This is a genomic window from Bradyrhizobium sp. dw_411, assembly GCF_018449695.1.
Taxonomy (GTDB): Bacteria; Pseudomonadota; Alphaproteobacteria; order Rhizobiales; family Xanthobacteraceae; genus Bradyrhizobium.
On sequence record NZ_JAAVUY010000008.1, the window covers coordinates 255,994 to 281,719 of the forward strand.

Sequence of the window (25,726 nt, forward strand, 5' to 3'; positions counted from 1 at the left end):
GATCCTGTCTGCTCGGTTCTAAGTTGAGGCGCCGCCGGCGGGTGCAGCGTCGGGAAACAGCACGCCACGCAGTCTGCCCGCGAGCGCGGCACTCGCAGCACCCGACACTTCGGTGGCGCTGCCCATGCCGAGATATCGCTCGGCCACGTCGGGCGAATTCAGGAGATCCTTTGACGCTCCTGAAAGCGTGATCCGGCCGTTTTCGAACACATAGCCGCGATCGGCGATCGACAGCGCCTGGCGCGCATTCTGTTCGGCCAGCAAAATCGTAATGCCTTGCGCGCGCAAGCTCACGATCAGTCGGAATATTTCAGCGACCAGCAGCGGTGCGACACCCAGCGAGGGCTCATCGAGCAGCAGGATCTTCGGCCTCGACATCAAGCCCCGGGCGATCGCCAGCATCTGCTGTTGCCCGCCGGAGAAATTGCCGGCGAGATCCTGCATGCGATCGCGCAGGATCGGAAACAGCGCCCAGACGAATTCAAGCCGCTCGGACTTGTCAGCGTCCGGCGAGGCGTAGGCACCCAGCGCCAGATTCTCCGCCACCGTCATGCCCGCAAAGATCTGCCGGCCCTCGGGCACATGCGCGATGCCGCGGCGCAGACGCTCGGCCGGAGGCAGCGTTTCGATCGGCTCGCCTTCGAGCAAAATAGCCCCGGCCTCGGCAGGCATCAGCCCAGAAATCGATTTCGCCAGGGTTGATTTGCCCGCGCCATTGGCGCCGAGCAGCGTGACGATCTCGCCGCGCTCCAGCGTCAGATTGACGTTCTGCAGCACGCGATTGCGGCCGTATCCAACCGAAACTGCCCTGAGCTCAAGAAGCGGCATGGTTCTCGCGTCCTAAATAGGCTTCGATCACCTGCTTATTGCCTTGGATTTCCGCAGGCGTTCCCTTGGCGATGATCGCGCCGGAATCGATCACGACGACCTGATCGGCGACATTCATCACCAGCGACATGTTGTGCTCGACGATCAGCACGGGAATGCCGAGCGTGCGGATCGCGCGCAACAGACTGGCCAGTTCCTGCGTCTCGGTGTCGTTCAAACCCGCGGCCGGTTCATCCAGACACAGCAGTTTTGGTTGCGCCATCAGCGCGCGCACGACTTCGAGCAGCTTTTGCGCACCCATCGGCAACTCAGTGGCGTGGGTATCCTTGAATGGCGCGAGGCCAACCAGTTCCAGCATCTCCTCGGCGCGGCGCAGCATGCGGCGCTCTTCGCTTCTCGCCGAGGAAAGCCACAGCGTCTGGCTGGCGCCGGAATGCAGCGCGAGGCGATGGCAGCCCACCATCACGTTTTCGATCGCGGTCATGCCGGGAAAAACCCGCGCCGACTGGAACGTGCGGATCAGCCCCATATCCGCGATCTTCACCGCGGACAATCCCGCCAGATCGCGCCCCAGGAACAGCACCTGGCCGCGATCCTTGGACAGCAGATTGGTAATCAGGTTGAAGACGGTGGTTTTGCCGGCGCCGTTGGGACCGATCATCGCGGTGACCTGATGCGGCGCGACGTCGAACGTCACGTCGTTGGTCGCCCTCAGGCCGCCAAAACTCTTGCTGAGATTGTTAACGCTGAGTACGGCATTCACGGCGACCGACATCTCCGGCTGGGCGCTCATCACAGCACCCGCGCGGAAGTTTTGGCGGCGGTTTTGGCCTCGGTATTGGTTTTGGGCCGTGAGAGCCGGATCGCGATCTGGACCACCGCCCCGTAAAGCCCTTGCGGCAGATACAGGAAACTCGCGACCAATAGCGCGCCCGACGCGAAGGTCTTGTAGATCGCCAGCGGCTGAAACATGGTCGGCAGCAGCGTCAGCAGCGACGCGCCGAACAGGCCGCCGAGCAGCGTGCTTTCGCCGCCGATGATCAGCATCGCAACCAGTTCGAGCGAACGCCCGGTGCCGACCATTTCCGGCGACAGGAAATTGAAGAAGAACGCGTACATGCTGCCGGCCAACGAAGCCAGCGTCACGCTGATCATGAAGGCCGCCAGCTTGTAGCGGACCGTGTTGATGCCGAGCGCGGCCGCCGCCATCTGATCGGAGCGGATCGCCTTGAGCGCGCGGCCGAAGCTTGAGCGCAGCGCGCCCGTCAATCCGATAAAGATCACCAGATCCAGCGCGAGCACCACGTAATACATCGCGCGCGGCGTCGCGAACTCAATGCCGGCGACGGAAAACGCGGGAATGCCGACCAGCCCCGAGGGACCGCCGGTGATATCGAGAAATCCGACCGCGCAGGAATCCACCAAAAGCCCGAACGCCAGCGTCGCCAGCGCCAGATAAAGGCCGCGCAGCCGCAGCGTCACGACGGACAGCACCAGCCCGCAGGCCAGCGAGACGAAGATACCGGCGAGGATCGCCAGCCACGGCGCGGTTTCGGTGTTGATCGACAGATAGCCCGAGGTGTAGCCGCCGATCGCCATGAAGCCGGCCTGACCCAGGCTGACCTGTCCGGCATAGCCCATGAGAACGTCGAGCCCCATCAGCGTCATGAACAGGATGCCCGCGATCACTAATCCGCTGAGGATGCCGTTGTCGGTCACGACAAATGGAATCAGCAGCGCCGCCGCCACGGCGAGGGCAGCCGCCGGCCACGCCAAATTCGACGGCAGCCGCGCGACATGTCCCGTCGCCTTGGCCTCGTCGCGGGTGTCCTGACGTTTTCCGACCCGCGCCTGAACAAAGCCGGACGGACGCCAGATCAGCACAGCCAGTAGAATCAAAAGCGAAATCGCGGTCGAGAACAGCGAGGAGATATAGGCCGTCGCCAATTGCGTCACCAAGCCGAGAAAAAGCCCGCCGATGACAGCGCCCGGAAACGATGCGATGCCGCCGATCGCGGCCGCCACGAAACCCGAAATCGTGAACAAGCGACCTGTGTCGAATTGCAGCGACGTCGTCGGCGCCACCGTGACGCCGGCGATCGCGGCAATTAAAGTGGCGAGCCCGAAACTCAGCAGCGTCATCCGCGGCACGTCGATGCCCATCAGGCTGGCGGCGCCGGGGTTTTCGGCGCAAGCACGAAGCCCCGTGCCGAGTTTGGTTTTCGCGATCAACAGCCATAGCGCCGCGATGCAGACACCGGTGGCGCCGATCACCCAGAACGCCTGCGTCGGCACCCGGAGCGGACCGAATACCAGCGGCGCCTCGCCCGAAAATGGCGGCATTGCATAGGGCTGGCTGCCCCACACCACCAGCGTGAAACCCTCGATCATGGTGAGGATGCCGGCCGTCAGCATCAGCACATTGGCGTTGGACAACCGGTCGAGCGCGGGCACGAAGGTAAAAGCACCCAGCGCCATTCCGATTCCGACCGTGACCGCGACGGCAGAAGGAATTGCCACCCACAGCGGCCAGCCCCAAGCCACGCCCAGCGTGTAGCCGATCATCGCCGCGATAATGGCAAAGCCGCCCTGCGACAGGTTGATTGCGCCGGTCACGCGATAGACCAGCGAGAAGCCGAGCGCGATCACGGCATAGGTGCTGCCGACCACCAGCCCACCGATGCAGATCTGTAGGAACTCGAGCACGTGCGGTTACCCTGTCCGATCACTCTGCACGGGGGATACCGAGCGGATCACTCACGACAACCCAGGTCTGTGCTGCCGGATCCCAGCGCGTGACCACGACGTTCTTTTCGTCGAGACCGCGATTGGGCACCGCCTGGAAATCATAATAGCCGTTGATGCCGGCGACGCCCTTGAGGTCGCGAAAGTAAGCTCGCAGATCCTCGGCGGTGGCGTCCGGCTTAAGCTTGCGCAGCCCTTCAACGACGAGCGAGGCGGGATCCCAGGCATAGGTTGAAGGGCCATCCGGCTTGATGTCGGTGCCTTCGAATCCCTTGAAGAAAGCATCCTTCGCAGCCGAGGCGTCGCTGGCCGCAACCGGACGCGACGATTTCTGCCAATCCGCTGCCGGGATATAGAGCTCCTTGGGGAGAAACGCGGCATATTGCGACATCTGCGCATAGGTCTGGTTGCCGTTGGTGGTCGCGATCGGCAATTCGAGGCCTGCGTCGTGGATCGCCTTGAATATGGTGCCGACCGGGCCGCCGGTCGACCACGCCACCAGCACGTCGGGATTGGCGCTCTTCAAGCGCTGGATCTGCGCGGAGGCGCTGACATCGGTCGGGTTCAACTGCGCTTCGGCAACCAGCTCCACATCCTTGTGGCTTTCGCTGCCGAACAGCGATTTGAAATTCCGGTAGGCGTCCTGTCCCGAGGCATCGGTCGAGGTGATCAGCGCGACTTTCTTCCATCCCTTGCGGCCGAAATATCGAAGCAGCGCCGCCGCCAGTTCCTTGGTCGAAATGCTCGAACTGAAGACGAAGCTGCCGCCGTTCACGGTGATGCCGGGCGAGAAACAATACAGCAGCGGGCCTTCCTTCATCAGAGGCGCCATCGCATTGCACAGCGCGACCAAACCCGAACCCAGAATGACCGGCGGATGTGAGGCCTTGACCTGGTTTGCAAGCTGAACCCCCACCTGGGGGCTGCTCTGGTCGTCGTTGAAAACGAATTTGAGCGGCTTGCCGTGAATGCCGCCGCTGGCATTCACCACTTTCTCATACTGCTGCAGCGCCTGCTGTTCGGCCTTGCCGAGGAACGCACCGCCGCCCGTGAGCGGCAGGATCACGTTGATATCCTGCGTGTCGGCCGCGCTGGCCAACGTCACGCCTTGCAGCAGCGCAGCAATTACAAGAACGATACGGACGCGCATTCATCCTCCCAAGATTTTGGTCGCGGCTTTTTATGTGCCTTTTTTTGTGTTTAGTATTTTTTGGGCGCGCGCGCTATGCCGCCGCGCCTTCCATTTCATCATCTTCGATGCCGGCGAGAACCTGCACCTCCTCGTCCGAAGCGCCAAGGGTGCGCCATGGCACCGATTTTTCAACCACGCCCTGATAGGAGCGCAATTTGACCTGCGGAATATGCGGCTCGACCTGGCCGATCACGCGGCCCTCTTCCTGGAACACCCTGACTGCATCGAGCATCGAGCGGCGGAACTGCACGATCGCAATGTCGCTGGCGCCGAGGCGCTCCTGGGTGCGATCTGCGATCGGCCCCATCGATTCCCACATCATGATGTCCTGGTTGGGAATGCCGGGAACGCCGGGGAAGCTGGTGCCGTCCGCCATCAGCGCACGGTCCTGCAGATAGTTATTATGGGCGTGACGCTTGATCGGCCGGAAATGATCATCGACATCCACGCCGACCACCAGATAGCAGAACTTTCGCCAGGCGTCGGTATCGATGCCCGGCTGATCGGCGTCCGCCCAGGCGATGAAGTGGAAGTAGCTGGAGGAGTCGCTGCGCGGCACGATCACGGTGGTCAGATTGTAGGAATTGACCGGAGCGATCAGCGCGAAAAACGGCGCGACGAATGTGGTGATGCGCACGTAATCATGCGTGCTCGCATTGGTGATCGGACGCCGGATCGCGGCATAGCGCATGCCGTAATTGGTCAATTGGACCTGGATGCGCGGGTTCTTGTCGGTCGAGGGACGCACCCAGTATTCACCCTTTGAAGTCGCTTCGCCCTTGGCCGGCCGCATGTCGGACGAATGCAGCGTGGATGAATGCGCCGAATCGATCTGGCCTTCCATGATCTGCGCCCAGTTGCAGGGCAGCTCGATCTTCGCGATCGAAATCCGGGTCGCGTCATGCGGCGCCCAGGGCGGCGCCTCGAATTCCGGTATCGCCTCCAGCGGCCCCATATAGGTCCAGACGAATCCGCCGCTCTCGCGCGTGGGATATGACAAATGCTTTGCCTTTTCGGGCAATGCGCTGGCCTTCGGTTCCGACGGCATGTCGACGACATTGCCGTCGGTGTCGAACTTCCAGCCGTGATAGAGACAGCGCAGCCCGCATTCTTCATTGCGCCCGAACGCCAGCGACGCCTTGCGGTGCGGACAGGATTCGCCGAGCAGTCCGGTCTTGCCGTTGCTATCGCGGAACGCCACCAGCTTCTCGCCGAACAACTGCACCCGCACCGGCGCGCCATCCGGCGCGAGCTGTTCGGACATTATCGCCGGCACCCAATGACGCCGCATCAACCGACCCATCGGCGCTTCACCTTCGACGCGGCACAGCAATTCGTTTTCTGGTGCGGACAGCATGCTCGGTCTCCTCCTGCGAAACGAGATCGCGTCACCGGCGTGGCGCAACCCGAAAGCCTTCCTCCAAAAACCCTTAGTCTCCTAAGTAATATAACTTCCGCGCCCTGCCCCGTCCAGAGGCTGCCGCTGCCGGGCCCGTCGGCTGATATGCGACGCAGAGCCGCGCGCAGGGAACAGCCGGCGCAGGTGCTAAAATGTTGGTTTCTTGGCTATTTTTGATGGCCGCATACGCCAGCGGGGCCGCGAAATCTGCGCGCGCCGTTCCCGGGCGCGAGCAGCCGCGGCCCGCCGCAACGAAAAATCCCGCTCCGCACCAGGGTGCGAAGCGGGAAAGGTAGAGAAGCCGGAGATTGTAAGACTAGAGTGCGGATTTTTGCTTCACCTCTCCCGCTTGCGGGGGAGGTCGACGCGCTCGCAGAGCGCGGCGGGTGGGGGAAGTCTATCCTCCACACCAGCATCTGCGCAGCACCCCCACCCCAACCCTCCCCCGCAAGCGGGAGAGGGAGCTGACTTCTGTCGTGTCTACTAACTCAATCTCATCATGCTCTAGATTATAAAATCAGTGCGCGAGCGGATCGGGCCGCATCTGCACCTTGAAGACTTTCGGATAGGCTTCCTTGCCGCCTTCACTGTGGAAATTGGCGCGGGTGCCGGACGTGGTCCAGATGCCGCGGCCTTTCCAGCCCGCATTCGCATCGTCGATACGACCGTCGACATTCTTCGTAAAGAAGCCCTGCGGATAGGGCATGCGCAGATTGACGAACTCGCCCTTCACCAAAGCGGTCAGGGATTCCGCGCCATTGGTCTCGGCGATCGGCACGTTGGCGCCGAGGCCGAGGATGTTGTAGCGATCGACCCAGACGTAATAGGCATGGTTGGCGCTGCCCTTGGGATCCAGTCCCTTGAACTGCGGACCGGGCAGCCGGTAGACCTTCCAACCTTCCGGGCACTGCTTGCCGTCAGCCGTGGTCGGACCGTTGAGCGGTCCCTTGCACAGCGTGCGATCGAAGCTCGCGAGATGGCCGCTCGAGAGCACGGTCCAGACCAAACCGTCGAGGCCGATATCGAGGCCGCGCGGGCCGAAGGTGCCTTCCGGCGGCTGATAGGCTTCCACCAATGCGGTGTTGGTCGGGTCGGAGCCCGGCATCACGCGCACGATGTAGCCGGGCTGATCGACGCGCGAGAAGCCGCGGTCCATCGCCTGCCCCCAGACCGAGTCGTCCACCGGGCTCGGCATGATGCCGTAGAACGAAGCCATGATGCGCTTGTCTTTGGCCGGATCGACCGGATCTTTCGCACCGACAAACGCGTCGCGCTTGCCGTTGCCATTGGTGTCGATCACCAGCGGCGTCCAGCCCTGCGACGCGACGCCGTCCTTGGTCTCGCGGAACTGCTTGGTGTTGAGCCATCCGACGATGCCGCCGCCGAGGCCGGGACCGCCGGCGCTCATCCACAGCGTTTCGTTGGCGTCATGCGCGAAATAAAGATGATGCGACGTGAAGCAGGTGTTGATCAGGTCCCATTTGCCGGTCGCGGGATCGTAGGTCGAGAGTTGACGCATCGACGTTGCCTGCGGCGAGACTTTCGCCGAGGCAAGGTTCGATCCCTCCTTGCAATAGTCGGGATTCGCCAACGGCCGCAGCCGCGCGGTGAACCAGAGCTTGCCGGCACCGTCCATCATCACGTTATGGATGCTGGTGTGACCGTCCCAGATCGCGTCATCGCCCCAATAGGCCGACGGACCGCGCGGGGCTTCCTCGGAAGACGGGGTTTTCGGATCGAGATAGGGCTCCGTGATGGTCGAGGCGATGTGCTTGACCGGATCGAGCGTCGGAATGAGGTCGGTGCTTTCCTCCGGCGAACCGTAGATCAGGCCATTGGCATTGACGGTCGGGTTGCGCTTGTCGGTCGAGATCGCGTCGTGCTGGTAATGCGTCGGCGAGGCCCAATCCCACATGGTGAAAACGACATTGCGCTCGATGCCCTTCGGCCGATCCGGCTTGTCGAACGGCAGCGCGCCCTCGGCGATCTTGTCGGTCCATTTCGAGAACAGGTCATAGACCTTTTCCGGTCCCATGCTGCCGAGCACGATCGCCATATATTCCTGGGCCTGACCGGCCTGGGTGCGCAGCGCCCAGGCGGTGTGCGAATCCGTGTTCTCCATGAACGTCTTGGGGATTTCGCGGATGCCGCGCGAGCCGATCGAATGGCACGACTGGCACATGTTCTTGACGGTATCGACCCACTGCGCCTGCGACTTCATGGTGTCGGGCATTTTATTGCCCTTGTCGCCGGTGCCGGGAAACTCGTTGGCGCCGGGAATCTCGAGCAGCGAATACCAGTACATCGCGGGATAAAGCTGCGCGGCCGCGGCGGCGGTAGCGGCCGGGACCGCCTTGAAGTCGAGCACCTTGCCGGGGCGCGATTCCTGTTGGACGGTGTCCTGCAGGCCGTAGCCGCGCACCCAGACCTTGTAATTCGCATCCGGAAGATCGGGAATGACAAAGCGTCCCTGATCGTCGGTCACGACCACCTTGGCGTATTTGGTCGGAAGATCCTTGGTCTCCGCGATCGCCCAGACACCGGCTTCGGGGCCGTTGTTGCCGATCACCTGGCCGCCGATGTCGTGCGACGAGACGTCGACCGTGGCCGCCCACGCGGCGCTCGCCGGCAGCAACGCGCTCATTCCAAGCCACACCGCGGCGATCTGTTTCAGATTCATTTTTTTCCCCAGGGGTTATGTCGAGGCTGACGGCTCTTCTGGCTCCCGCCCCTGTCTGCAATGCTTGCGACAAGTAACGGTCCCGAGCCACCGGCTACTGACCCAGTTTTCTTCGAGTTAGCGTTAGTCCGGGCGACCATTGAACGTCACTTTCGGGGTGTCAAGTGCGCCCGCCCCTCTACGGCACCTTGGTGCCGAAAGGCCGTTAATGGCAGTGTTACGGCGAGCCTTGCCTCACGCCGGGCGAGCAAAGCCGGCGTCCACGCGCTGTCCGCGCTTAGACTTTAGCCGGGTCTGGCTTTCGCTTTCGGGGCCTGCTTGGGGACGCGCGGCGGGCGCTTGCTCCCGCCCTTGCCTTCGTTCTCCAGCGCTTCGCGCACGCGCTTGAATTCCGCAAGCGAGGCCTTGTCGACGCGCGGGAATTTCAGGTTCAGCCCGTCCAGCGCGCTGACGATCGCCGAGCCGATCACCACCCGCGCGAACCATTTGTGATCGGCCGGAACCACGTGCCACGGCGCTGCCGCGGTCGAGGTATGCCGGACGATGTCCTGATACACCGCCTGATACCTGTTCCAGAACGCACGCTCGGTGATATCGGCCATCGAGAATTTCCAGTTCTTCGAGGGCTGGTCCAGCCGGTCGAGAAACCGTTCGCGCTGCTCCTGCTTGGACACGTTGAGGAAGAACTTCAGAACGATGGTGCCGTTGCGCGCAAGATAGCGCTCGAACGCGCGGATATCCTCAAACCGCTCGCGCCAGATGTTCTTCGTCATCAGCGACGGCGGGATCTTCTCCTTGGCCAGGATTCCCGGATGCACCCGCGTCACCAGGCACTCTTCGTAATAGGAGCGGTTAAAGATGCCGATTTTCCCGCGCTCCGGCAGCGCAACCGTGCTGCGCCACATGAAGTCATGATTGAGTTCATGCGTGGTCGGCTGCTTGAACGACGTGACTTCGCAGCCCTGCGGATTGACGCCGTCGAACACGCTCTTGATCGCGCTGTCCTTGCCGGCGGCATCCATGCCCTGAAAGATCAGCAGCAGCGACCAGCGATCCTGCGCGTAGAGCCTTTCCTGAAAATCGCTCAGGCGCTTTCGGTTGGCATCGAGGATTTTTTCACCCTTGTCCTTGTCGAGACCGCCCTTGTTGTTGGTCTTGTGGGATCGCAGATGAAACACGCCAGATCCATTAAACCGAAACGGCGCGATGAAGGGTTGGAGTTGGGTGCTGAGAAGGGCTACGGGCTTTTTGGGCATGGGGAAGTTCCGGATTGAAGCGGAAAGGCTACAGGCTGCGGACGATCAGAGCCAGCGTTTCACTCCGTCATTCCGGGATGGTGCGTAGCACCAGACCCGGAATCTCGAGATTCCGGGCTCGATGCTTCGCATCGCCCCGGAATGACAACCTAGGCCGCTCCCGCAAACTGCGCCTCGATAAACGCCGTGATGAACCGTGGCATCGCCGCCGTGAGGTCCGAAATCCCCCGCACCAGATGAACCGCGCTAAGCTCAGGATGATCCTGCGCCGCGAGATTGGCCTCGATCCGCGCGCGCATCGCTTCGCCTGTCATGTCGGCGTGCAAGATCCGCATCATCGCGATGGTCGCGCCGACCACCACACAGTCCCAGTAATCGTCCGCCTTGTAATCCGCCGGGGTTAGCCCGGTTTCTTCCCCAAGCTCGCGCATCACGCTGTCGTCCATATCGACCTTGCCGTCGCGCAGATCGTCGAGATCGGGCGTGCCGGCCGGAAAGTAGATCTGGCCGGCGTTCGCCGTATGCCGGCCCATTTCGCCCATCACGAAAGCGCCGTCAGCGCAGCGCAGCGCGCCCATGCCGAAGCCGTTGAAGATTTCCGGGTCCGGAAAACCCCAGTCGATCCAGGCCAGCAGGCTGGCAAAATCGGTCGCGAAATAATTGGCGCGGAAACAGTTGCCGGAGATGTCCGCATCGCGGCCCAACAGAATGCGGCCGTTCCAGATTTCCGGCGTGTCGCGCTGGCGTTTGGCGAAATGCGCATCGATATCCGCACGCCGCTGGTCGGCGAACGGCCACGGCCGCTCTTGAAAACTCAGGTCGAGCGTGGTGACGCGATGGATGACCGCTGGCCTCACATCACTTGGCATTCATGCCCGTCGTCTTGGCCTGCTCGACAAATTTGTTGGTGTAGGTCTTGAGCACGTCGATATTGGCCTTGGCAACTTCCGGCGAACTCTCGCTGAACACCGCGAGCACGGCGTCAGCCCCCTTGGGGTCCATCCTGCCGGTTTGCGAGTACATCGGGATCGTGTTCTTGAGCGCGGCCAGATAAAGCTCCTTGTTCTTGCCGACCATTTCCGGCGGCATCTTCGCCATCACGTCCTCGGGCGAATGGGCGTGAATCCAGGCCAGCGTGTTCAGCATCGCGTTGGTCAGCGCCTGAACTTCCTTGTCGTGGCCGGCGATCCAGGCCGTGGTCGAATACAGCGCGCCGCCGGGATATTCGCCGCCGAACACATCGAGCGTATCTTTCTGGGTGCGCGTGTCGGAGAGAATGCGCAGGTCCGGATGGCTGCCTTGCAAGACCGTGACCGACGGATCCAGCATGACAGCCGCATCGATCTGGCCCTGCTCCATCGCCGCAACGGACGTGGCGCCGAGGCCGACGCCGATCACGGGAACGCTGGCCGGATCGACACCGTTTTTCTTCAGGAGATATTTGAGAAAGAAATCGGTCGAGGAGCCCGGCGCGCTGATGCCGACCTTCTTGCCCGCCAAATCCTTGATCGATTTGATTTCGCTGGTGTGACCGGGTGACACCACCAGCACCAGCCCGGGATAGCGGTCATAGACTACAAAGGATGTCAGTTCCTGCTTCTTGGCGGCGAGATTGACGCAGTGGTCGAAATAGCCCGACACCACATCGGCGCTGCCGCCGAGCACGGCCTTGAGCGCATCCGAGCCGCCCTTGAGATCGACCAGTTCGACCGCAAGCCCCGCCTTTTCGTATTCGCCAAGCTGCTGCGCCAGCACGGTCGGCAGATAGCACAGGCAGGCGCCGCCGCCGACCGCGATCGTAACCTTGGTCGCCGCCGCAGCAAAGCCTGAACTCAGCGTCAATGCCACCAGCGTCGCGGCCAGCCGGCCGAATATCGTCCTCATGGTCGTCTCCCGTCGATTTGTGGCGCAGGATAGAGCAGTGGGCGGGGGTTGAGAAGGTGGGCAAGACTTCGTCATTCCGGGGCGATGCGAAGCATCGAACCCGGAATCTCGAGATTCCGGGTTCGCGTCTTCGACGCGCCCCGGAATGACGGAGGGAGCGAGCCTACCCCCGCGCCTCACCGGCATTGGGGCGCCAGACCAGCAACCGCCGTTCCACAATCGTCACAACGATATCGATCAAAATCACGAAAATCGACAGCACGAACATCCCGGCGAACACGCCGGCAACGTCGAATACGCCTTCGGCCTGCTGGATCAGGTAACCGAGCCCGGCGGCCGAGCCCAGATATTCGCCGACGACCGCGCCGACCACGGCGAAGCCGACCGACGTGTGCAGCGAGGAGAACATCCACGACAGCGCCGAGGGCCAATAGACATGGCGCATCAACTGCTGCTCGCTCATGCCGAGCATGCGGCCATTGTCGAGCACGGTCTTGGAGACTTCCTTGACGCCCTGATAGACATTGAAGAACACGATGAAGAACACCAGCGTGACGCCGAGCGCGACCTTCGACCAGATGCCAAGCCCGAGCCACAGCGTGAAGATCGGCGCCAGCACCACCCGCGGCAGCGCATTGGCCATCTTCACATAGGGATCGAACACGGCGGCGACGCGCGGCTGGCGCGCGAACCAGAAGCCGACCATGACGCCGCCGAACGAGCCGATCGCGAAAGCGAGAATGGACTCCCACAGCGTGATCGCCAGATGCTTCCAGATCACGCCGGTCGAGAACCATTCGAAGATCTGGCTGCCGACATTGACCGGATTGGAAAAGAAGAACGGCGGCAGCAGCATGTGCCCGAAGATCGGCACGGTCGCGAGCAACTGCCACAGCCCGAGACAGACCACCGCGACCAGCAACTGACAGACGAGAAGCATCAAGCGCGACATTGCAGCGATCTATCTTCCTGAAGTGAGATCATTCTGTCTCAGCGTCGTCCCTGCGAACGCAGGGACCCATACGCCGTGCCCTGTCGTTGAAGCGAACTGGCAGAGACCTTTTACAAAAACAAACTACCGGGATTATGGGTCCCTGCGTTCGCAGGGACGACGGGGGAGGGATCGCGCCCTCCCTCAACAAAGAGAGAGGGCGCGATTTAGCCTTACGGCTTCGAGAACGTGCCGATCAAACCGGTCGCGACCTTGACGTGGCCGTCGAGCGCCTTGATCACCTCATCACGGGTCATGCCGGGCTTCAGGGCGGTCGGCTCAAGATCGGTCGCCATCAGCGTCAGGGTGTAGTGATGCGGCGCGCCGGGAGGCGTGCAGGGGCCGAAATAGTTCGACAGCTTCATGGTGCTTTCGCCGCCGATATATTTTTCGCTCGGCTTCGACACTTCGCCTTCGGCAAAGCCCGTCACCGAGACCGGAATGCCATAGGCGACCCAATGGCTGACGCCGCCGGGCGGACGGCCTTCCGGATCGAACATCAACAGCGCATAGCTCTTGGTGCCATCAGGCGGGTTCGCCCAGGCGAGCGGCGGCGAAACATTCTCGCCGACGCAGTTCGGGTTGGACTTGTTGTTGCCGGCGAACTTGGTCGCCAACCGCTCGCCATCCTTGAAGGCCGGCGACGTCAGGGTGAAAGCGGCCTGCGCATTGGCGGCGTGCGAACCGCACAGACCCGTCAGCGCGACGGTCAGGGCCAGAATGGAACCACGTAAAAGCATTGTCATTTCCTCTTAATATTGTTGGCGATACGGGTGTAAAGCGAGCGGAGTGTAGCCTTCAGCACACGCAGATCAAGGCGATCTCATCCGGCAGCAGCCGGCGCTTGCGCTGATTGTGCGTAGCCCTTCAACACTTCATCCTTGAGAACACTCCATATCTCACGATGAAGTGAGTGAAATTCCTTGTCCATCCGGACTTCCATGATGTCGCGCGGGCGCGCCAGCGGCACGCGCCAGTCGCCGATGATGCGCGCACCGGGCCCGGCCGACATGATCACCACGCGATCCGCCAGCGCAATCGCCTCTTCCAGATCATGGGTCACGAACAGCACCGCCTTGCGGTCGGCGTTCCAGAGCTGCAGCAGCAAATTGCCCATGATCTGCCGGGTCTGGGCATCGAGCGGCCCGAACGGCTCGTCCATCAGCAGAATCTTGGGATCGCGGATCAGGACCTGCGCAAGACCGATGCGCTTGCGCTGCCCGCCCGAGAGCATATGCGGATAGCGATTGCCGAACGCGCCAAGACCGACCTGGGCGAGCCAGCTTTGCGCGCGCTCCAGCGCTTCCGCGCGCGGCGTGCCCGAGGTCTCGAGTCCGATCGCGACATTGTCGATCGCGGTCTTCCAGGGAAACAGCGCATCGGCCTGAAACAGATATCCGGCGTCCTTGTTGAGGCCGTTCAGCGGCGCATCGAAAATCCGCACGCTGCCCGATACCGGCTTGAGCAGGCCTGCGGCAATATTGAGCAGCGTCGATTTTCCACAGCCGGTGGGTCCGACAATGGCGACGAATTCGCCATGTTCGACGTTCAGCCGCGCCTGCTGCACCGCCGTGTATACACGGTTGCCGGCGAGACGAAATGCTACCGTCGCGTCATCGAGCGCGACCGCCGTTGATCCTGCGGTGACACCCGCCTGCACGCGTTTTCCCCGATACTGCCTGTTGCGGCAGGTGGATTAGCGCGATCGCCCTGATAATTCAACCGATTGCGGCGAGAGTTACGCGTCCGGTCGGCTTGGTTGGCACCTGGCGGTGTGATAGTCCGGTGACATGACCGCCGCCCCGCCCCTGATCGCCTTTGCGCATGTCGGCAAGAGTTTTGACGGCGGCCGCGTCAAGGCCGTGGACGATGTCTCGCTCGACGTCGCCGAGGGGGAATTTCTCGCCATCGTCGGCGGCTCCGGCTCCGGCAAGACCACGCTGCTGCGGCTGGCGAACCGGCTGATCGAGACCGACAGCGGCCACATCACCATCGACGGCGAGGATGTCCGCGCGGCCGATCCGGTCTCGTTGCGCCGGCGCATCGGCTATGTATTCCAGAGCGGCGGGCTTTTCCCGCATTTCGATGTCGCCGGCAATATCGGGATCACGCCGAAACTGCTGGGCACCCCACAGCAGGAGATCGCCGCGCGGGTCGACGAATTGCTCGATCTGGTGCGGCTCGACCGCGCGCAATACCGCGATCGCCTGCCGCATGAATTGTCCGGCGGCCAGCGCCAGCGCGTCGGCGTCGCCCGGGCGCTGGCGGCACGGCCGAAGATCGTATTGATGGACGAGCCGTTCGGCGCGCTCGATCCCCTCACCCGCGACGCGCTTGGCGACGACTATCGCGCGCTGCATAAACAGCTCGGCCTGACCACGGTCATGATCACCCACGACATGACCGAGGCGATTCTGCACGCCGACCGCATCGCGGTGATGCACAGCGGAAAGCTTTTGGCGCAGGGCACGCCGGCAGAACTCTCCAACAGCGGCGATGCCTATGTCGGCGAACTGCTGCGTACGCCGCGCCGCCAGGCCGAGCGGCTGAAAGTGCTGTTGCCGCGGGATGGCGCAGCATGAACTTCTTCACGGATTCACGCTGGAGCGAGGCGCTGGCGCATCTGCCGGATTATCTCGGCAATCATGTGCGGGTCAGCGTCACCGCGCTGGCGCTCGGCCTCGCGATCAGCCTGCCGCTGGCGATTGCGGCACGCAACCGTCCGATACCGCGCAGCCTGCTGCTCGGGCTGGCCAGCATCATCCAGACGGTGCCCGGACTGGCGCTGCTGGCGCTGTTCTATCCGCTGCTGCTGGCGCTCGCGTCATTGTCGCTGGCGTGGTTCGGCTTTGGCTTCTCGGCGTTCGGATTCCTGCCCGCGGTGCTGGCACTCGCGCTCTATTCGATGCTGCCGGTGCTGCGCAACACCATCACCGGCCTCAATGGCGTTGAGCCCGCGATCGTCGAAGCCGCGCAGGGTGTCGGCATGACGCCACGCCAGTCGCTGCTGTCGGTGGAATTGCCGCTGGCGCTGCCTGTCATGATGGCGGGCATCCGTACCGCCGCGGTGTGGGTGATCGGCACCGCGACATTGTCCACGCCGATCGGCCAGACCAGCCTCGGCAATTACATCTTTGCAGGGTTGCAGACCCAGAACTGGGTGTTCGTGCTGTTCGGCTGCCTCGCCGCCGCGGTGCTGGCGCTGGGCGTCGATCAATTGCTGGCGCTGATCGAAATCGGCATTCGCCAGCGCCGCCGCTGGCGCGTAGCGTTCGGCGGCGTCGGCCTTGCCGCGCTGGCGGTCGCGACGCTGGTACCGTCACTGGCGCGCTCGCCATCGAGCTACATTGTCGGCGCCAAGACCTTTGCCGAGCAATATGTGCTGGCGGCGCTGATCGCGCAGCGGCTGCAGGCGGCGGGACTTTCCGCGAGCACGCGCGAAGGCCTCGGCTCCAACGTGATCTTCGACGCGCTGGTCAGCGGCGATATCGACGTCTACGTCGATTATTCCGGCACGCTGTGGGCCAACCAGTTTCACCACAGCGATATCAAGCCGCGCGCCGAGTTGCTGGCCGAATTGAAGGCCATACTGGCGCAACAGAAGGTCACGCTGCTGGGCGAACTCGGATTCGAGAACGCCTACGCGCTGGTGATGCCGCGAAAGCGCGCCGAGGCGCTCGGCATTCGCACGGTCGCCGATCTCGTGTCGCGGGCCGGGACAATGTCGATCGCGGCGGATTATGAGTTCTTCTCGCGGCCGGAATGGGCCGGATTGCAGAAGGCTTATGGATTGGCGTTTCGCGCGCAGCGGCAGATGCAGCCGGACTTCATGTATGCTGCAGTGGCCTCCGGCGAGGTCGATGTGATCGCGGGCTACACCAGCGACGGGCTGATCGCGAAATACGATCTCGTGGTGCTGGAAGATACCAAACACGCAATCCCGCCTTATGACGCGATCCTGCTGCTCGCGCCCAAGCGCGCCGGCGATCAGGCGCTGCGAGCCGCGGTGACGCCCCTGCTCGGCCATATCGACATCGCCGAGATGCGTGAAGCCAACCTGCGCGCCGCCGGCGGCGACAGCGCCTCGTCACCCAGTGCGGTGGCGCGCTGGCTGTGGGACAAGATCGGGAAGAAATAAGGCGGCAATTGTTGAAACCCGTAGGGTGGGCAAAGCGAAGCGTGCCCACCATCTCTCAGCGTGCCCTGTACGTGGTGGGCACGGCGAAGACGCCTTTGCCCACCCTACGAGACCGAATCTCAGCTATGCAAACCCGGCGCTTCCTGGCCGGTGCGCGCGACATATTCGGTGTAGCCGCCGCCATATTGATGGATGCCTTCCGGCGTCAGCTCCAGCACCCGGTTCGAGAGCGCGGCGAGAAAATGCCGGTCATGCGAGACGAACAGCATGGTGCCCTCGAACTGCGACAGCGCGTTGATCAGCATCTCCTTGGTGGCCATGTCCAGATGGTTGGTCGGCTCGTCCAGCACCAGGAAGTTCGGCGGATCGAACAGCATCTTCGCCATCACCAGCCGTGCCTTTTCGCCACCCGACAGCACCCGGCATCTCTTCTCGACGTCGTCGCCGGAAAACCCGAAGCAGCCGGCCAGCGCGCGCAGCGATCCCTGGCCGGCCTGCGGGAATGAATCTTCCAGCGACTGAAACACCGTGCGCTCGCCGTCCAGCAGATCCATCGCGTGCTGGGCGAAGTAGCCCATCTTGACGCTGCCGCCGAGCGCCACCGTGCCATCGTCCGGCTCGGTCGAGCCCGCCACCAGTTTCAGCAGCGTGGATTTTCCCGCGCCGTTGATGCCCATCACGCACCAGCGCTCCTTCCGGCGCACCATGAAGTCGAGACCGTCATAGATCACCCGCTTGCCGTAGCCCTTCTGAACATTCTTCAGGCTCACGACATCCTCGCCGGAGCGCGGCGCCGGCAGGAAATCGAACTCCACGGTCTGGCGGCGCTTGGGCGGCTCGACGCGCTCGATCTTCTCAAGTTTCTTGACCCGGCTTTGCACCTGCGCGGCGTGTGAGGCGCGCGCCTTGAAGCGCTCGATGAATTTGATCTCCTTGGAGAGCATAGCCTGCTGGCGCTCGAACTGGGCCTGCTGCTGCTTTTCGTTCAGCGCGCGCTGCTGCTCATAGAATTCGTAGTCGCCCGAATAAGTCGTCAGCGAGCCGCCATCGATCTCGACGACCTTGGTGATGATGCGGTTCATGAACTCGCGGTCATGCGAGGTCATCAACAGCGCGCCCTCATAGCCTTTGAGGAATTGCTCCAGCCAAATCAGGCTTTCGAGATCGAGATGGTTACTCGGCTCGTCCAGCAGCATCGCATCCGGGCGCATCAACAGAATGCGCGCCAGCGCCACGCGCATCTTCCAGCCGCCCGACAGCGCGCCGACGTCGCCTTCCATCATCTCCTGGCTGAAACTGAGACCCGCGAGCACTTCACGCGCCCGCCCGTCCAGCGCGTAGCCGTCGAGCTCCTCGAAGCGCGCCTGCACCTCGCCGTAACGCGCGATGATCTCGTCCATCTCATCGGCCTTGTCGGGATCGCCCATCGCGGCCTCGAGCTCCCTGAGCTCGGCCGCGACCGCCGCCACAGGTCCGGCGCCGTCCATCACCTCCGCCACCGCGCTGCGGCCAGCCATTTCGCCCACATCCTGGCTGAAATAGCCGATGGTCACGCCGCGATCGACCGCGACCTGACCCTCGTCGGGCAATTCCTGGCCGGTGATCATCCGGAACAGCGAGGTCTTGCCGGAGCCGTTGGGGCCGACCAGGCCGATTTTCTCGCCCTTCTGGAGCGCCGCGGAGGCCTCGATGAAGAGGATCTGGTGGCCAAGCTGCTTGGAAACATTGTCGAGACGGATCATGTGCACCGGCGCCCAAAGAAAACGGCCCAAAAAAGGCCGGCAAAACGGCAAGGAAAACCGTTGCGCCGCTCTTAAGCCATGGTGTGCACCTGCGAAAGGATATTTTGAGCCCGCCGGGGCTGGTTATTTTGCATTGCAGGGGGATCGGCGAGGGGCCTGATCGAGGCGATACCCCTCGCCTCACCCCCAGGAAAAATAATCCACAGCGCAAGTGGACATAATGAAGACAGAGGCGTGATCCCGGCGTTAAAGTTCCGGCCGTGATGAGGGCTGCGGTTCAGCCCGACTCAACGGGAAATAGCATGACACACGCCTTGCTTCTCAATCCGTTCAATTCAAGCCAGTTCACCTCAACCGGAGAGCCCGCCCCAATCGTCAACCGGCCGACCTTGCGCGCGACGCGCTCGACGCCGGTATGCGCGGCCTGTCAGTCCGACGACATCATTGCGCAAGCGACCGCGCAGTGGAGCAATGAATCGCAGGCCTGGGAATTGGCCGCCACCTTCGACCAGCCGGCCCATTGCGTGAGCTGCAACGGCCCCTGCGGCATCGACTGGGTGCCGCTACGGTAGAGCCTTATCGGTTCTGATTGAATCAGAACCGGGCTCCAGTCTTTTGTTTTGACGCGTTTTCTTTACGCGAACCGGTACCCACTTCGCTCGAAAACGCTATAGGACCTCGCGCGACCCGCTCGCGCGCGGAGCGCTACACCGCCTCGGCAGCTACCGCTTCGACAAAAGTGCAGCGCGATCCAAAGTTGGGATCTTCACCGAACACTTCGATGCGGTGATCGAGTTCGTCCGGATCGATATCGAGGGGGACATCGCAGAGCGTGGCGTAGTCGCGGCGCGTGCTTTTGGTACCGCTCCATTGCAGCGGCAGCGCCGGCAAGGGTTCGCCATCCGTGGCAAGCCGATTGGCCATGGTCCAGAACAGATAGGAAATTCGCGCATAGGCCATGCCTTCGAGGCTGGCCACAGACGAGCCCGGCGGAATCGAAAACATCTCGACGCCGACAATCGGACCGGCATCGACCCTGTCGATCATGACATGCGCGGTCGCGCCGAATTCAGTGGCGCGCGCGTACAGCGCAAAATGCGCGGGCGCCCAGCCCGGAAAGGCCGGCGGTCCCGGATGAAAATTGTAGGCGCCGTAGCCAAGCCGATCCAGCACGGACGCAGGCACAACGACGCCCGTCGCGTAGGCAATCAGCCGCGCGCGCGCCAGCGCGTCTTGATCGAGCGCGTTCAAGTCCGTCAGCGTTTCAACGGGGAGGATCGTCAGGTCTGGATTATGCGCGGACAGAACCGACGCGAAAATCGAGCGTTCCAGATTGCTGGTCAACAGGATGATCGTATCGAACATCGCATCGCTGCCGCGGGTCGAACGCGCCATGTTTCTTCACGCCTTCCAGAGCGTTTTCGAGCGAAGTGGATACCGGTTCGCATGAAGAAAACGCGTCCAAAAAAGATTCGAGCCCAGTTCTGCTTCAATCAGAACCGATAAGGCTCGCGTCAGGTCTGCAGCTTGATGGGCGTGGTGTCTGCGGTCTGGTTGCCGGTGGTGGGATCGGTCACGATCGTGGTGATTTTCGCCGCACCTGTTCCGGTGAGCGCGAACTGGGAATCGCCAATTCGAAACGTGCCCTTGGTGGTGATGAACGCCTGCTGATACTGAAGGCCCGCCGAGGTCTGCAACGTCACATTGGCGCGATAACCTTGGACCTTGGTGATCGAAACCGTGACCGGCTGATGCTTGTAATCCGTGCCGGTCCAGGTGCCCTGATATTTGGTCGGATCGACCTTGCTGAATTTGTCTCCCGGAGAAATCAGGCTCGAAGTAGAAGAAGATGCCGAGTAGGCCGACTGCAGAACACTCATGATGCTGCTCATAGGAACCTCCGTCTATTCGCCACTGGGATGGGCCACCGCAAGCATCACTGGCAGAATAGAATTAATCACCGGTTAACCATCCCGGGCCGTGCGTCCGCTGACAACGCGTCATCATGCAGCGCCCATTTTCCGGCGGATATTGCCGCGAAAGTACTGATGCCGGATGAAGGGTTCCCTGTTAATGTTACGCTTTAACTAATAATTAAGTATGCGTTTGCGGGCGCAAAAAGCGAGGCCTAGCGTTCAGCGAAATACTGCTCAGTAACAACGATGGGTGCGTGTCATGACCTCAAAAATGTATGCGGCGCTTATCGCGTCTGTTGGTGCCGTCGCGCTCGTATGCGCCGCGAACGAGAGCTTTGCGCGGACCGGAACTGCAGCGCGCAGCGTCGCGCCGGCGCATTCGATTTCTCATCCGGCGTTCGCCCATTCGCTGCGGCATTCGCGGCGAAGAAATAATGCAGGCTTCTTCTGGCCGGCGGATTCCTACGGATACGCGTCACCGGATGGCGCACCGCTGACGGACGCCACAGTGCCGCCCTCGGGCGACGTTCACTACACCACGACCTATGACGTTCCCTGGGACTGGGCCCACCGGTTTCCGCCGAACGTAACGCCTTCCGACCGGCCCTATGTGCCAAGCTGCCCCACGCAGGTCGTCACGGTTCCCGGGCGCAACGGCACATCGCAAAACATAAACGTCACGCAGTGCTTCTGATTGGCACTTTTCGTAGGTGGGCAAAGCCAACGGGTCGCGCGAATGCGCGCCCACGCAAGTATGCCGCCTACAATCCGTGGATCAGGCCGGCATCAATCAACAGGCGATTGAAGCGGCGGGCTTCGCCGCCATCCTTGCAGGCATAGAACATTCCGTTGCAGCGAAGCATGATGGCTTTCTGCTCCTCGAATGACGGATCGAGCGGAATGCCGGCGGCTTCCTGGATCACCAATGGCAGATACGGCCCGTCGATGGTCTCCATCACGGTGGGACTCTTGACCGGCTCGAAATTGACCGCGTCGATCGCGTAATAGGTCGCGTAATAACGTGGATCGTAACTTTCAAGTTTCTTGCCGATGCCGGCCTCGTCGAGAGCGGGATCGAGCAGATGCGGCGAGAATTCCGGCTGATGGTCGCCGTAGCGCACGATCAGAAATGGCTGCGCCGGAAATTTCTTTTTCAGTCCCGCGATGAAGCCCGCGTAGTCGCCGGCGCTCATCGCCTGCCGGCGCAGATATTCATCGACCATCGGCTCGTTGCCGGGCGAACGCCATGACGGCATCAGGTCGGGACGGAAACGCGTTTCCCAGGGAAAATGATTGGCGGCGAGGTAGACGAACATGAACAGCGGCTTGCCCTGGGTTTCCTGCGACATCAGGCCGAGCGCCTTGTCATAGAAGAAACTGTCGGGCTCGACGTCTTTGGCGCCGAGATCATGCGCGTCGTAGAAACGCTGGATGCCGGTTGTGGTCTGGAAACTGCGCGCGCCCATGAAGGCGCCGAACGCCGGATACAGCGAGACCGTCTCGTAACCACAGCGGCGCAGCGCCAGCGGCAGTCCGCGCTCGACCCGGCTGGAGGCGATCCGCGTCACGAAATAGGCAAACCGGCCGAACGAACGCGACGACAGCCCGGCCAGCACATTGTATTCGGTGAACCAGCTCGGCCCGCCATTGCTTTCGGCCAGGAACTTGTGCGCCTTGCCGTCGAACGAATTGAAGTGACTGCCGTAGCCCGCCGGCACCTTGACGCCACTGGCCGTGCGAATATCGAAACTGGATTCATCATGGATCATGATGATATTCGGCCGCCGCCCGGCCGGATGGCAGGAATCCACCAGCGGCATCGCGAGCCGCGTGGTCGCGGTGGCATCCGATTCCATGAAGCCATATTGAATGAGATCCGACGCCGTTGTGACGCCGGAACGGGCGAATTTCGACAGATAACCGTCGTCGAAATAGCCGCGCCAAGCCTCTTCCGGCCAGGCAAAGGCATAGAAGACCAACCCAGCGAGGCAGGCCAACATGCCGGCCAAGGCCGGCAGGCGACGGATCCGGAACGGATCGAGCCACCACAGCGCATACATCAGAGGAACGGTGACAACAGCAGCCGAGATCACCGACCAGCGCAGGTCCGGAAAGATCGTGAACAGAAACGCCGCGGTATCGCGGTCGATCACCATCAGGTCGACGAAGTTGGCGGTCATCTGCGCGATGTCGTGCTTGAGCCGCGACAGCAGCACCAGCACCACGACCAGCGTCAGTGACAGCGCGCCCGACAGCGCCGGACGCCGCAACAGCGTGATCCAGAAGAAATTCAGGATTCCCCACGCCAGCAGAAAGCCGGCGCGCGCCGCAAAATCCGTCTCGGTCTGAAACATGATGACCAGCGCCCCCAGATGGGGAGCTGCGACCGCCAGCCGGCGCCAGATACCGACCGGCGCGACGCCGGCGGCGGCGACAGTAGCGGAGGGACCTGAATTGGGCGGGGGCGCCATGGACTCGTGTGCAACGCACCCGGCACTGCCCTGAAGTCTTGGCTGGCGATGACCAGAAGACGGACGGCGCAGCCGGAGCCTGCGGCGTGTCATAAAAATGTAGTGGAAACGTCATCCCTGCGCAACAGAAGCGGCGGGGTGGCGTCGACCGGGACAAATTTAACGTCGGAAACCTTACCGGACAGGCTATGCCGGCGGTAGCAAATCGAGGCGCTTGGCGATGATCTTGTCGACGGTCCGTTTCGGCAGCAGTCCCAGGATCAAATGCCGCATCGGGTCCGGGGTGATTTGGTAGCGCACCTTCGGGTTCGGCGACGTCAAGGCGGTAAAGATCACTTCGGCGATCTTCTCCGCGGGCAAACCGATCTCGCTCAAATGCTGGGTGAAGGCGCGGATTTTTTGCAGCGCCGGCGCATAGGGTGAATTGCTGTTGCCGGAAAATTCGTCGGCCTTGCCCCAGATCGGCGTTTTCACCGCGCCGGGCGCGACCATGATGACATCGATGCCGAACAGCATCAGTTCGCGGCGCAGGCTTTCGGACAGCCCCTCGATCGCGTGCTTGGATGCCGAATAGGGCGATGTCAGCGGGTTGCCGCTTTTGCCGGCGACCGAACTGATCATCACGATGCGGCCCTTCGGCCCCTTCAGCGACGGATCAGAGCCGAGCAGCGGACCGAACACCTGGGTCGCGATCACGGGCCCGATGACATTGACTTCCATCTGCTTGCGAAACTGGTCGGCCGAAATCTCCAAAAGCGGCCCCGCCACCGCGATCCCGGCATTGTTGACCAGCCCGGCCAGCGTCTCGCCGTTAAGCGCGGCGCGCACCTCGCGCGCGGCCGCGAACACCGCGGCTTCGTCGGTGACGTCGAACGCCAGCGGGGTGAAATTGGCGCCGAACTCGCTTTTGAGCCGGTCGGCATCGGCCTGCTTGCGCACGCTGCCGAATACGCGAAATCCGCGGGCCAGCAACAGCTTGGCCGCGGCGAAGCCGATGCCGGTCGACACGCCGGTAATGACGACGGATTGCATGATGTATTCCCCCCGCGAGCATTCTATTCGCTCTTCCGCCGGGAGAATTAAGGAGACTGGAACCGAAAGCAAGGGCGCGCGAGCGGCGGCGGTACATCGCGTGCGGATGAGGGTAAGTGCCCGATGGTTCGAGACGCGCGTTCCGCGCTCCTCACCATGAGGGATTTGGACTCTCGCGCACTCTCGCGGCCTCATCCTGAGGAGCGGCCTCTTGGCCGCGTCTCGAAGGATGAGAATAACGCGCTCTTAAGGTTCGAGGCGCGCATGACGCGCGCCTCGACGTTGTGGCTTCAGCCTTAGTTCTTGGTCTTGTCGACCAGGGCGCCCTTCTTGATCCAGGGCATCATGTCGCGAAGCTTGGCGCCGACGTCTTCGATCGGATGGGCGGCGAGCTTGGCGCGGGTGGCCTTGAACGAGGTCTGGTTGACCTTGTTTTCGAGCATCCAGTCGCGTGCGAACTTGCCGGACTGAATGTCGTCGAGCACGCGCTTCATTTCCTTCTTGGTCTCGTCGGTGACGATGCGCGGGCCGGTGACGTATTCGCCGTATTCGGCGGTGTTGGAGATCGAGTAGTTCATGTTGGCGATGCCGCCTTCATAGATCAGGTCGACGATCAGCTTCACTTCGTGCAGGCATTCGAAGTAAGCCATCTCCGGTGCGTAGCCGGCTTCGACCAGCGTCTCGAAGCCGCCCTTGATCAGTTCGACCAGGCCACCGCACAGCACCACCTGCTCGCCGAACAGATCGGTCTCGCACTCTTCCTTGAACGAGGTCTCGATGATACCGGCGCGACCGCCGCCGATCGCGGAGGCGTAGCTGAGGCCGAGGTCATGGGCGTTGCCCGACGAATCCTTGTGGATCGCGATCAGGCAGGGCACGCCGCCGCCGCGCTGATATTCCGAGCGCACGGTGTGGCCGGGGCCCTTGGGGGCGATCATCAGCACGTCGAGATCGGCGCGCGGATCGAGCAGGTTGAAATGCACGTTGAGGCCGTGGGCGAACAGCAGCGCCGCGCCGTTCTTCATGTTGTCGTGCAAATGATCGCGGTAGATATCGCCCTGCAATTCGTCGGGGGTCAGCATCATCATCACGTCGGCCCATTTGGCGGCCTCGGCGACTTCAAACACCTTGAAGCCGGCAGCTTCCGCCTTCTTGGCCGAAGCCGATCCCTTGCGCAGCGCGATGGCGACTTCCTTGACGCCGGAATCCTTCAGGTTCAGCGCATGGGCATGGCCCTGGCTGCCGTAGCCGACGATGCAGACCTTCTTGCCCTTGATCAGGTTCAGGTCGGCGTCGCGATCGTAATAAACACGCATGGTCGTTCCTCTTGTGCTGGACGGGCGGAGTGCCCGGATCGTCATGTTTTCTGGATGTGTGCCGCTCCAGAACACTGGTTCGGCTGGCAATTTCCGGCGTTGTCTAGTCCATTTTTACCGTCAGGGGAAACCCGTT

At 62.3% G+C, this 25,726-nt stretch carries 22 protein-coding genes; 4 read left to right on the forward strand and 18 right to left on the reverse strand.

Features of this window, described 5'->3' with window-relative positions; genetic code table 11:
• Positions 1–18: 18 nt before the first annotated feature.
• The 12 genes from HB676_RS16215 to HB676_RS16270 all read right to left on the reverse strand — a co-directional run bounded on the left by HB676_RS16215 (position 19) and on the right by HB676_RS16270 (position 14,635).
• Positions 19–828, reverse strand: a complete 810-nt coding sequence (locus tag HB676_RS16215) for an ABC transporter ATP-binding protein (RefSeq protein WP_213738833.1) — start codon at positions 826–828, stop codon at positions 19–21.
• Positions 815–1,621 (reverse strand): ABC transporter ATP-binding protein, encoded by an 807-nt coding sequence (locus HB676_RS16220; protein ID WP_213738834.1) that lies wholly within the window; start codon positions 1,619–1,621, stop codon positions 815–817. Before HB676_RS16220 ends, HB676_RS16215 begins: the two co-directional genes overlap by 14 nt.
• Positions 1,621–3,534, reverse strand: a complete 1,914-nt coding sequence (locus HB676_RS16225; protein WP_213738835.1) for an ABC transporter permease — start codon at positions 3,532–3,534, stop codon at positions 1,621–1,623. The genes HB676_RS16220 and HB676_RS16225 overlap by 1 nt, the downstream gene beginning before the upstream one ends.
• A 19-nt stretch (positions 3,535–3,553) precedes the next feature.
• Positions 3,554–4,723 carry an ABC transporter substrate-binding protein gene (locus tag HB676_RS16230; RefSeq protein ID WP_213738836.1) on the reverse strand — a complete coding sequence of 390 codons (1,170 nt, stop codon included), beginning with the start codon at positions 4,721–4,723 and terminating at the stop codon, positions 3,554–3,556.
• A 73-nt stretch (positions 4,724–4,796) separates the two neighbouring features.
• The gene (locus tag HB676_RS16235) at positions 4,797–6,122 is read right to left on the reverse strand and encodes a Rieske 2Fe-2S domain-containing protein (protein WP_213738837.1); all 1,326 of its coding nucleotides are present in this window, start codon (positions 6,120–6,122) and stop codon (positions 4,797–4,799) included.
• 559 nt (positions 6,123–6,681) lie between these two features.
• A complete protein-coding gene (locus HB676_RS16240) occupies positions 6,682–8,844 on the reverse strand; it encodes a carboxypeptidase-like regulatory domain-containing protein (protein WP_213738838.1) in 2,163 nt (720 codons plus the stop codon).
• A 284-nt stretch (positions 8,845–9,128) separates the two neighbouring features.
• Positions 9,129–10,100, reverse strand: coding sequence for a polyphosphate kinase 2 family protein (locus HB676_RS16245; protein ID WP_213738839.1), 972 nt, complete (start codon positions 10,098–10,100; stop codon positions 9,129–9,131).
• A gap of 149 nt (positions 10,101–10,249) precedes the next feature.
• Positions 10,250–10,957: an NUDIX hydrolase gene (locus HB676_RS16250; RefSeq protein ID WP_213738840.1), complete on the reverse strand. Its 708-nt coding sequence runs from the start codon at positions 10,955–10,957 to the stop codon at positions 10,250–10,252.
• A 1-nt stretch (position 10,958) separates the two neighbouring features.
• Positions 10,959–11,984 (reverse strand): ABC transporter substrate-binding protein, encoded by a 1,026-nt coding sequence (locus tag HB676_RS16255; RefSeq protein ID WP_213738841.1) that lies wholly within the window; start codon positions 11,982–11,984, stop codon positions 10,959–10,961.
• Positions 11,985–12,147: 163 nt separating this feature from the next.
• Positions 12,148–12,936 (reverse strand): ABC transporter permease, encoded by a 789-nt coding sequence (locus HB676_RS16260; protein ID WP_213738842.1) that lies wholly within the window; start codon positions 12,934–12,936, stop codon positions 12,148–12,150.
• A 212-nt stretch (positions 12,937–13,148) separates the two neighbouring features.
• Positions 13,149–13,715 (reverse strand): YbhB/YbcL family Raf kinase inhibitor-like protein, encoded by a 567-nt coding sequence (locus tag HB676_RS16265; protein ID WP_213738843.1) that lies wholly within the window; start codon positions 13,713–13,715, stop codon positions 13,149–13,151.
• 83 nt (positions 13,716–13,798) lie between these two features.
• A complete protein-coding gene (locus HB676_RS16270) occupies positions 13,799–14,635 on the reverse strand; it encodes an ATP-binding cassette domain-containing protein (protein WP_213738844.1) in 837 nt (278 codons plus the stop codon).
• Positions 14,636–14,765: 130 nt separating this feature from the next.
• On the opposite strand from HB676_RS16270, the gene HB676_RS16275 reads away from it, so the two are divergent.
• Together HB676_RS16275 and HB676_RS16280 are read left to right on the forward strand one after the other, a co-directional pair.
• Complete coding sequence (locus tag HB676_RS16275; protein WP_213738845.1) at positions 14,766–15,557, forward strand: ATP-binding cassette domain-containing protein; 792 nt, start codon at positions 14,766–14,768, stop codon at positions 15,555–15,557.
• Positions 15,554–17,113: an ABC transporter permease/substrate-binding protein gene (locus HB676_RS16280; protein ID WP_213738846.1), complete on the forward strand. Its 1,560-nt coding sequence runs from the start codon at positions 15,554–15,556 to the stop codon at positions 17,111–17,113. Before HB676_RS16275 ends, HB676_RS16280 begins: the two co-directional genes overlap by 4 nt.
• Before the next feature lie 119 nt (positions 17,114–17,232).
• Here the strand turns inward: HB676_RS16280 and HB676_RS16285 are convergent, their stop codons facing one another.
• On the reverse strand, positions 17,233–18,855 hold the full coding sequence (locus HB676_RS16285; protein WP_213738847.1) for an ABC-F family ATP-binding cassette domain-containing protein: 1,623 nt from the start codon (positions 18,853–18,855) through the stop codon (positions 17,233–17,235).
• Between the two features lie 302 nt (positions 18,856–19,157).
• Between HB676_RS16285 and HB676_RS16290 the strand changes: the two genes are divergently transcribed.
• Complete coding sequence (locus HB676_RS16290) at positions 19,158–19,427, forward strand: hypothetical protein (RefSeq protein WP_213738848.1); 270 nt, start codon at positions 19,158–19,160, stop codon at positions 19,425–19,427.
• A 133-nt stretch (positions 19,428–19,560) separates the two neighbouring features.
• Here HB676_RS16290 and HB676_RS16295 read toward each other — a convergent pair whose 3' ends face one another.
• Both HB676_RS16295 and HB676_RS16300 read right to left on the reverse strand, forming a co-directional pair.
• Positions 19,561–20,250, reverse strand: coding sequence for a formyltransferase family protein (locus HB676_RS16295; protein WP_213738849.1), 690 nt, complete (start codon positions 20,248–20,250; stop codon positions 19,561–19,563).
• Positions 20,251–20,369: 119 nt separating this feature from the next.
• Positions 20,370–20,747 (reverse strand): hypothetical protein, encoded by a 378-nt coding sequence (locus HB676_RS16300; RefSeq protein WP_213738850.1) that lies wholly within the window; start codon positions 20,745–20,747, stop codon positions 20,370–20,372.
• A 283-nt stretch (positions 20,748–21,030) separates the two neighbouring features.
• Here HB676_RS16300 and HB676_RS16305 point away from each other — a divergent pair, with 283 nt between their 5' ends.
• On the forward strand, positions 21,031–21,465 hold the full coding sequence (locus HB676_RS16305) for a hypothetical protein (protein ID WP_213738851.1): 435 nt from the start codon (positions 21,031–21,033) through the stop codon (positions 21,463–21,465).
• Between the two features lie 67 nt (positions 21,466–21,532).
• Here HB676_RS16305 and HB676_RS16310 read toward each other — a convergent pair whose 3' ends face one another.
• The 3 genes from HB676_RS16310 to ilvC form a co-directional block, all read right to left on the reverse strand.
• Complete coding sequence (locus HB676_RS16310) at positions 21,533–23,242, reverse strand: sulfatase-like hydrolase/transferase (protein WP_213738852.1); 1,710 nt, start codon at positions 23,240–23,242, stop codon at positions 21,533–21,535.
• A 186-nt stretch (positions 23,243–23,428) separates the two neighbouring features.
• Positions 23,429–24,274: an SDR family oxidoreductase gene (locus tag HB676_RS16315; RefSeq protein ID WP_213738853.1), complete on the reverse strand. Its 846-nt coding sequence runs from the start codon at positions 24,272–24,274 to the stop codon at positions 23,429–23,431.
• 296 nt (positions 24,275–24,570) lie between these two features.
• Positions 24,571–25,590: a ketol-acid reductoisomerase gene (gene ilvC, locus HB676_RS16320; protein WP_213738854.1), complete on the reverse strand. Its 1,020-nt coding sequence runs from the start codon at positions 25,588–25,590 to the stop codon at positions 24,571–24,573.
• Between the last annotated feature and the right edge of the window lie 136 nt (positions 25,591–25,726).

What these genes read in the sequence shown, in the direction of transcription:
- HB676_RS16280 (WP_213738846.1), top strand. Translation starts at nt 15,554, where the DNA reads ATGAACTTCTTCACGGATTCACGCTGGAGCGAGGCGCTGGCGCATCTG.
- HB676_RS16315 (WP_213738853.1), bottom strand. Translation starts at nt 24,274, where the DNA reads ATGCAATCCGTCGTCATTACCGGCGTGTCGACCGGCATCGGCTTCGCC.
- HB676_RS16220 (WP_213738834.1), bottom strand. Translation starts at nt 1,621, where the DNA reads ATGAGCGCCCAGCCGGAGATGTCGGTCGCCGTGAATGCCGTACTCAGC.
- HB676_RS16290 (WP_213738848.1), top strand. Translation starts at nt 19,158, where the DNA reads ATGACACACGCCTTGCTTCTCAATCCGTTCAATTCAAGCCAGTTCACC.
- HB676_RS16295 (WP_213738849.1), bottom strand. Translation starts at nt 20,250, where the DNA reads ATGGCGCGTTCGACCCGCGGCAGCGATGCGATGTTCGATACGATCATC.
- HB676_RS16265 (WP_213738843.1), bottom strand. Translation starts at nt 13,715, where the DNA reads ATGCTTTTACGTGGTTCCATTCTGGCCCTGACCGTCGCGCTGACGGGT.
- HB676_RS16230 (WP_213738836.1), bottom strand. Translation starts at nt 4,723, where the DNA reads ATGCGCGTCCGTATCGTTCTTGTAATTGCTGCGCTGCTGCAAGGCGTG.
- HB676_RS16235 (WP_213738837.1), bottom strand. Translation starts at nt 6,122, where the DNA reads ATGCTGTCCGCACCAGAAAACGAATTGCTGTGCCGCGTCGAAGGTGAA.
- ilvC (WP_213738854.1), bottom strand. Translation starts at nt 25,590, where the DNA reads ATGCGTGTTTATTACGATCGCGACGCCGACCTGAACCTGATCAAGGGC.
- HB676_RS16310 (WP_213738852.1), bottom strand. Translation starts at nt 23,242, where the DNA reads ATGGCGCCCCCGCCCAATTCAGGTCCCTCCGCTACTGTCGCCGCCGCC.
- HB676_RS16275 (WP_213738845.1), top strand. Translation starts at nt 14,766, where the DNA reads ATGACCGCCGCCCCGCCCCTGATCGCCTTTGCGCATGTCGGCAAGAGT.
- HB676_RS16300 (WP_213738850.1), bottom strand. Translation starts at nt 20,747, where the DNA reads ATGAGCAGCATCATGAGTGTTCTGCAGTCGGCCTACTCGGCATCTTCT.
- HB676_RS16255 (WP_213738841.1), bottom strand. Translation starts at nt 11,984, where the DNA reads ATGAGGACGATATTCGGCCGGCTGGCCGCGACGCTGGTGGCATTGACG.
- HB676_RS16285 (WP_213738847.1), bottom strand. Translation starts at nt 18,855, where the DNA reads ATGATCCGTCTCGACAATGTTTCCAAGCAGCTTGGCCACCAGATCCTC.
- HB676_RS16215 (WP_213738833.1), bottom strand. Translation starts at nt 828, where the DNA reads ATGCCGCTTCTTGAGCTCAGGGCAGTTTCGGTTGGATACGGCCGCAAT.
- HB676_RS16245 (WP_213738839.1), bottom strand. Translation starts at nt 10,100, where the DNA reads ATGCCCAAAAAGCCCGTAGCCCTTCTCAGCACCCAACTCCAACCCTTC.
- HB676_RS16305 (WP_213738851.1), top strand. Translation starts at nt 21,031, where the DNA reads ATGACCTCAAAAATGTATGCGGCGCTTATCGCGTCTGTTGGTGCCGTC.
- HB676_RS16240 (WP_213738838.1), bottom strand. Translation starts at nt 8,844, where the DNA reads ATGAATCTGAAACAGATCGCCGCGGTGTGGCTTGGAATGAGCGCGTTG.
- HB676_RS16260 (WP_213738842.1), bottom strand. Translation starts at nt 12,936, where the DNA reads ATGTCGCGCTTGATGCTTCTCGTCTGTCAGTTGCTGGTCGCGGTGGTC.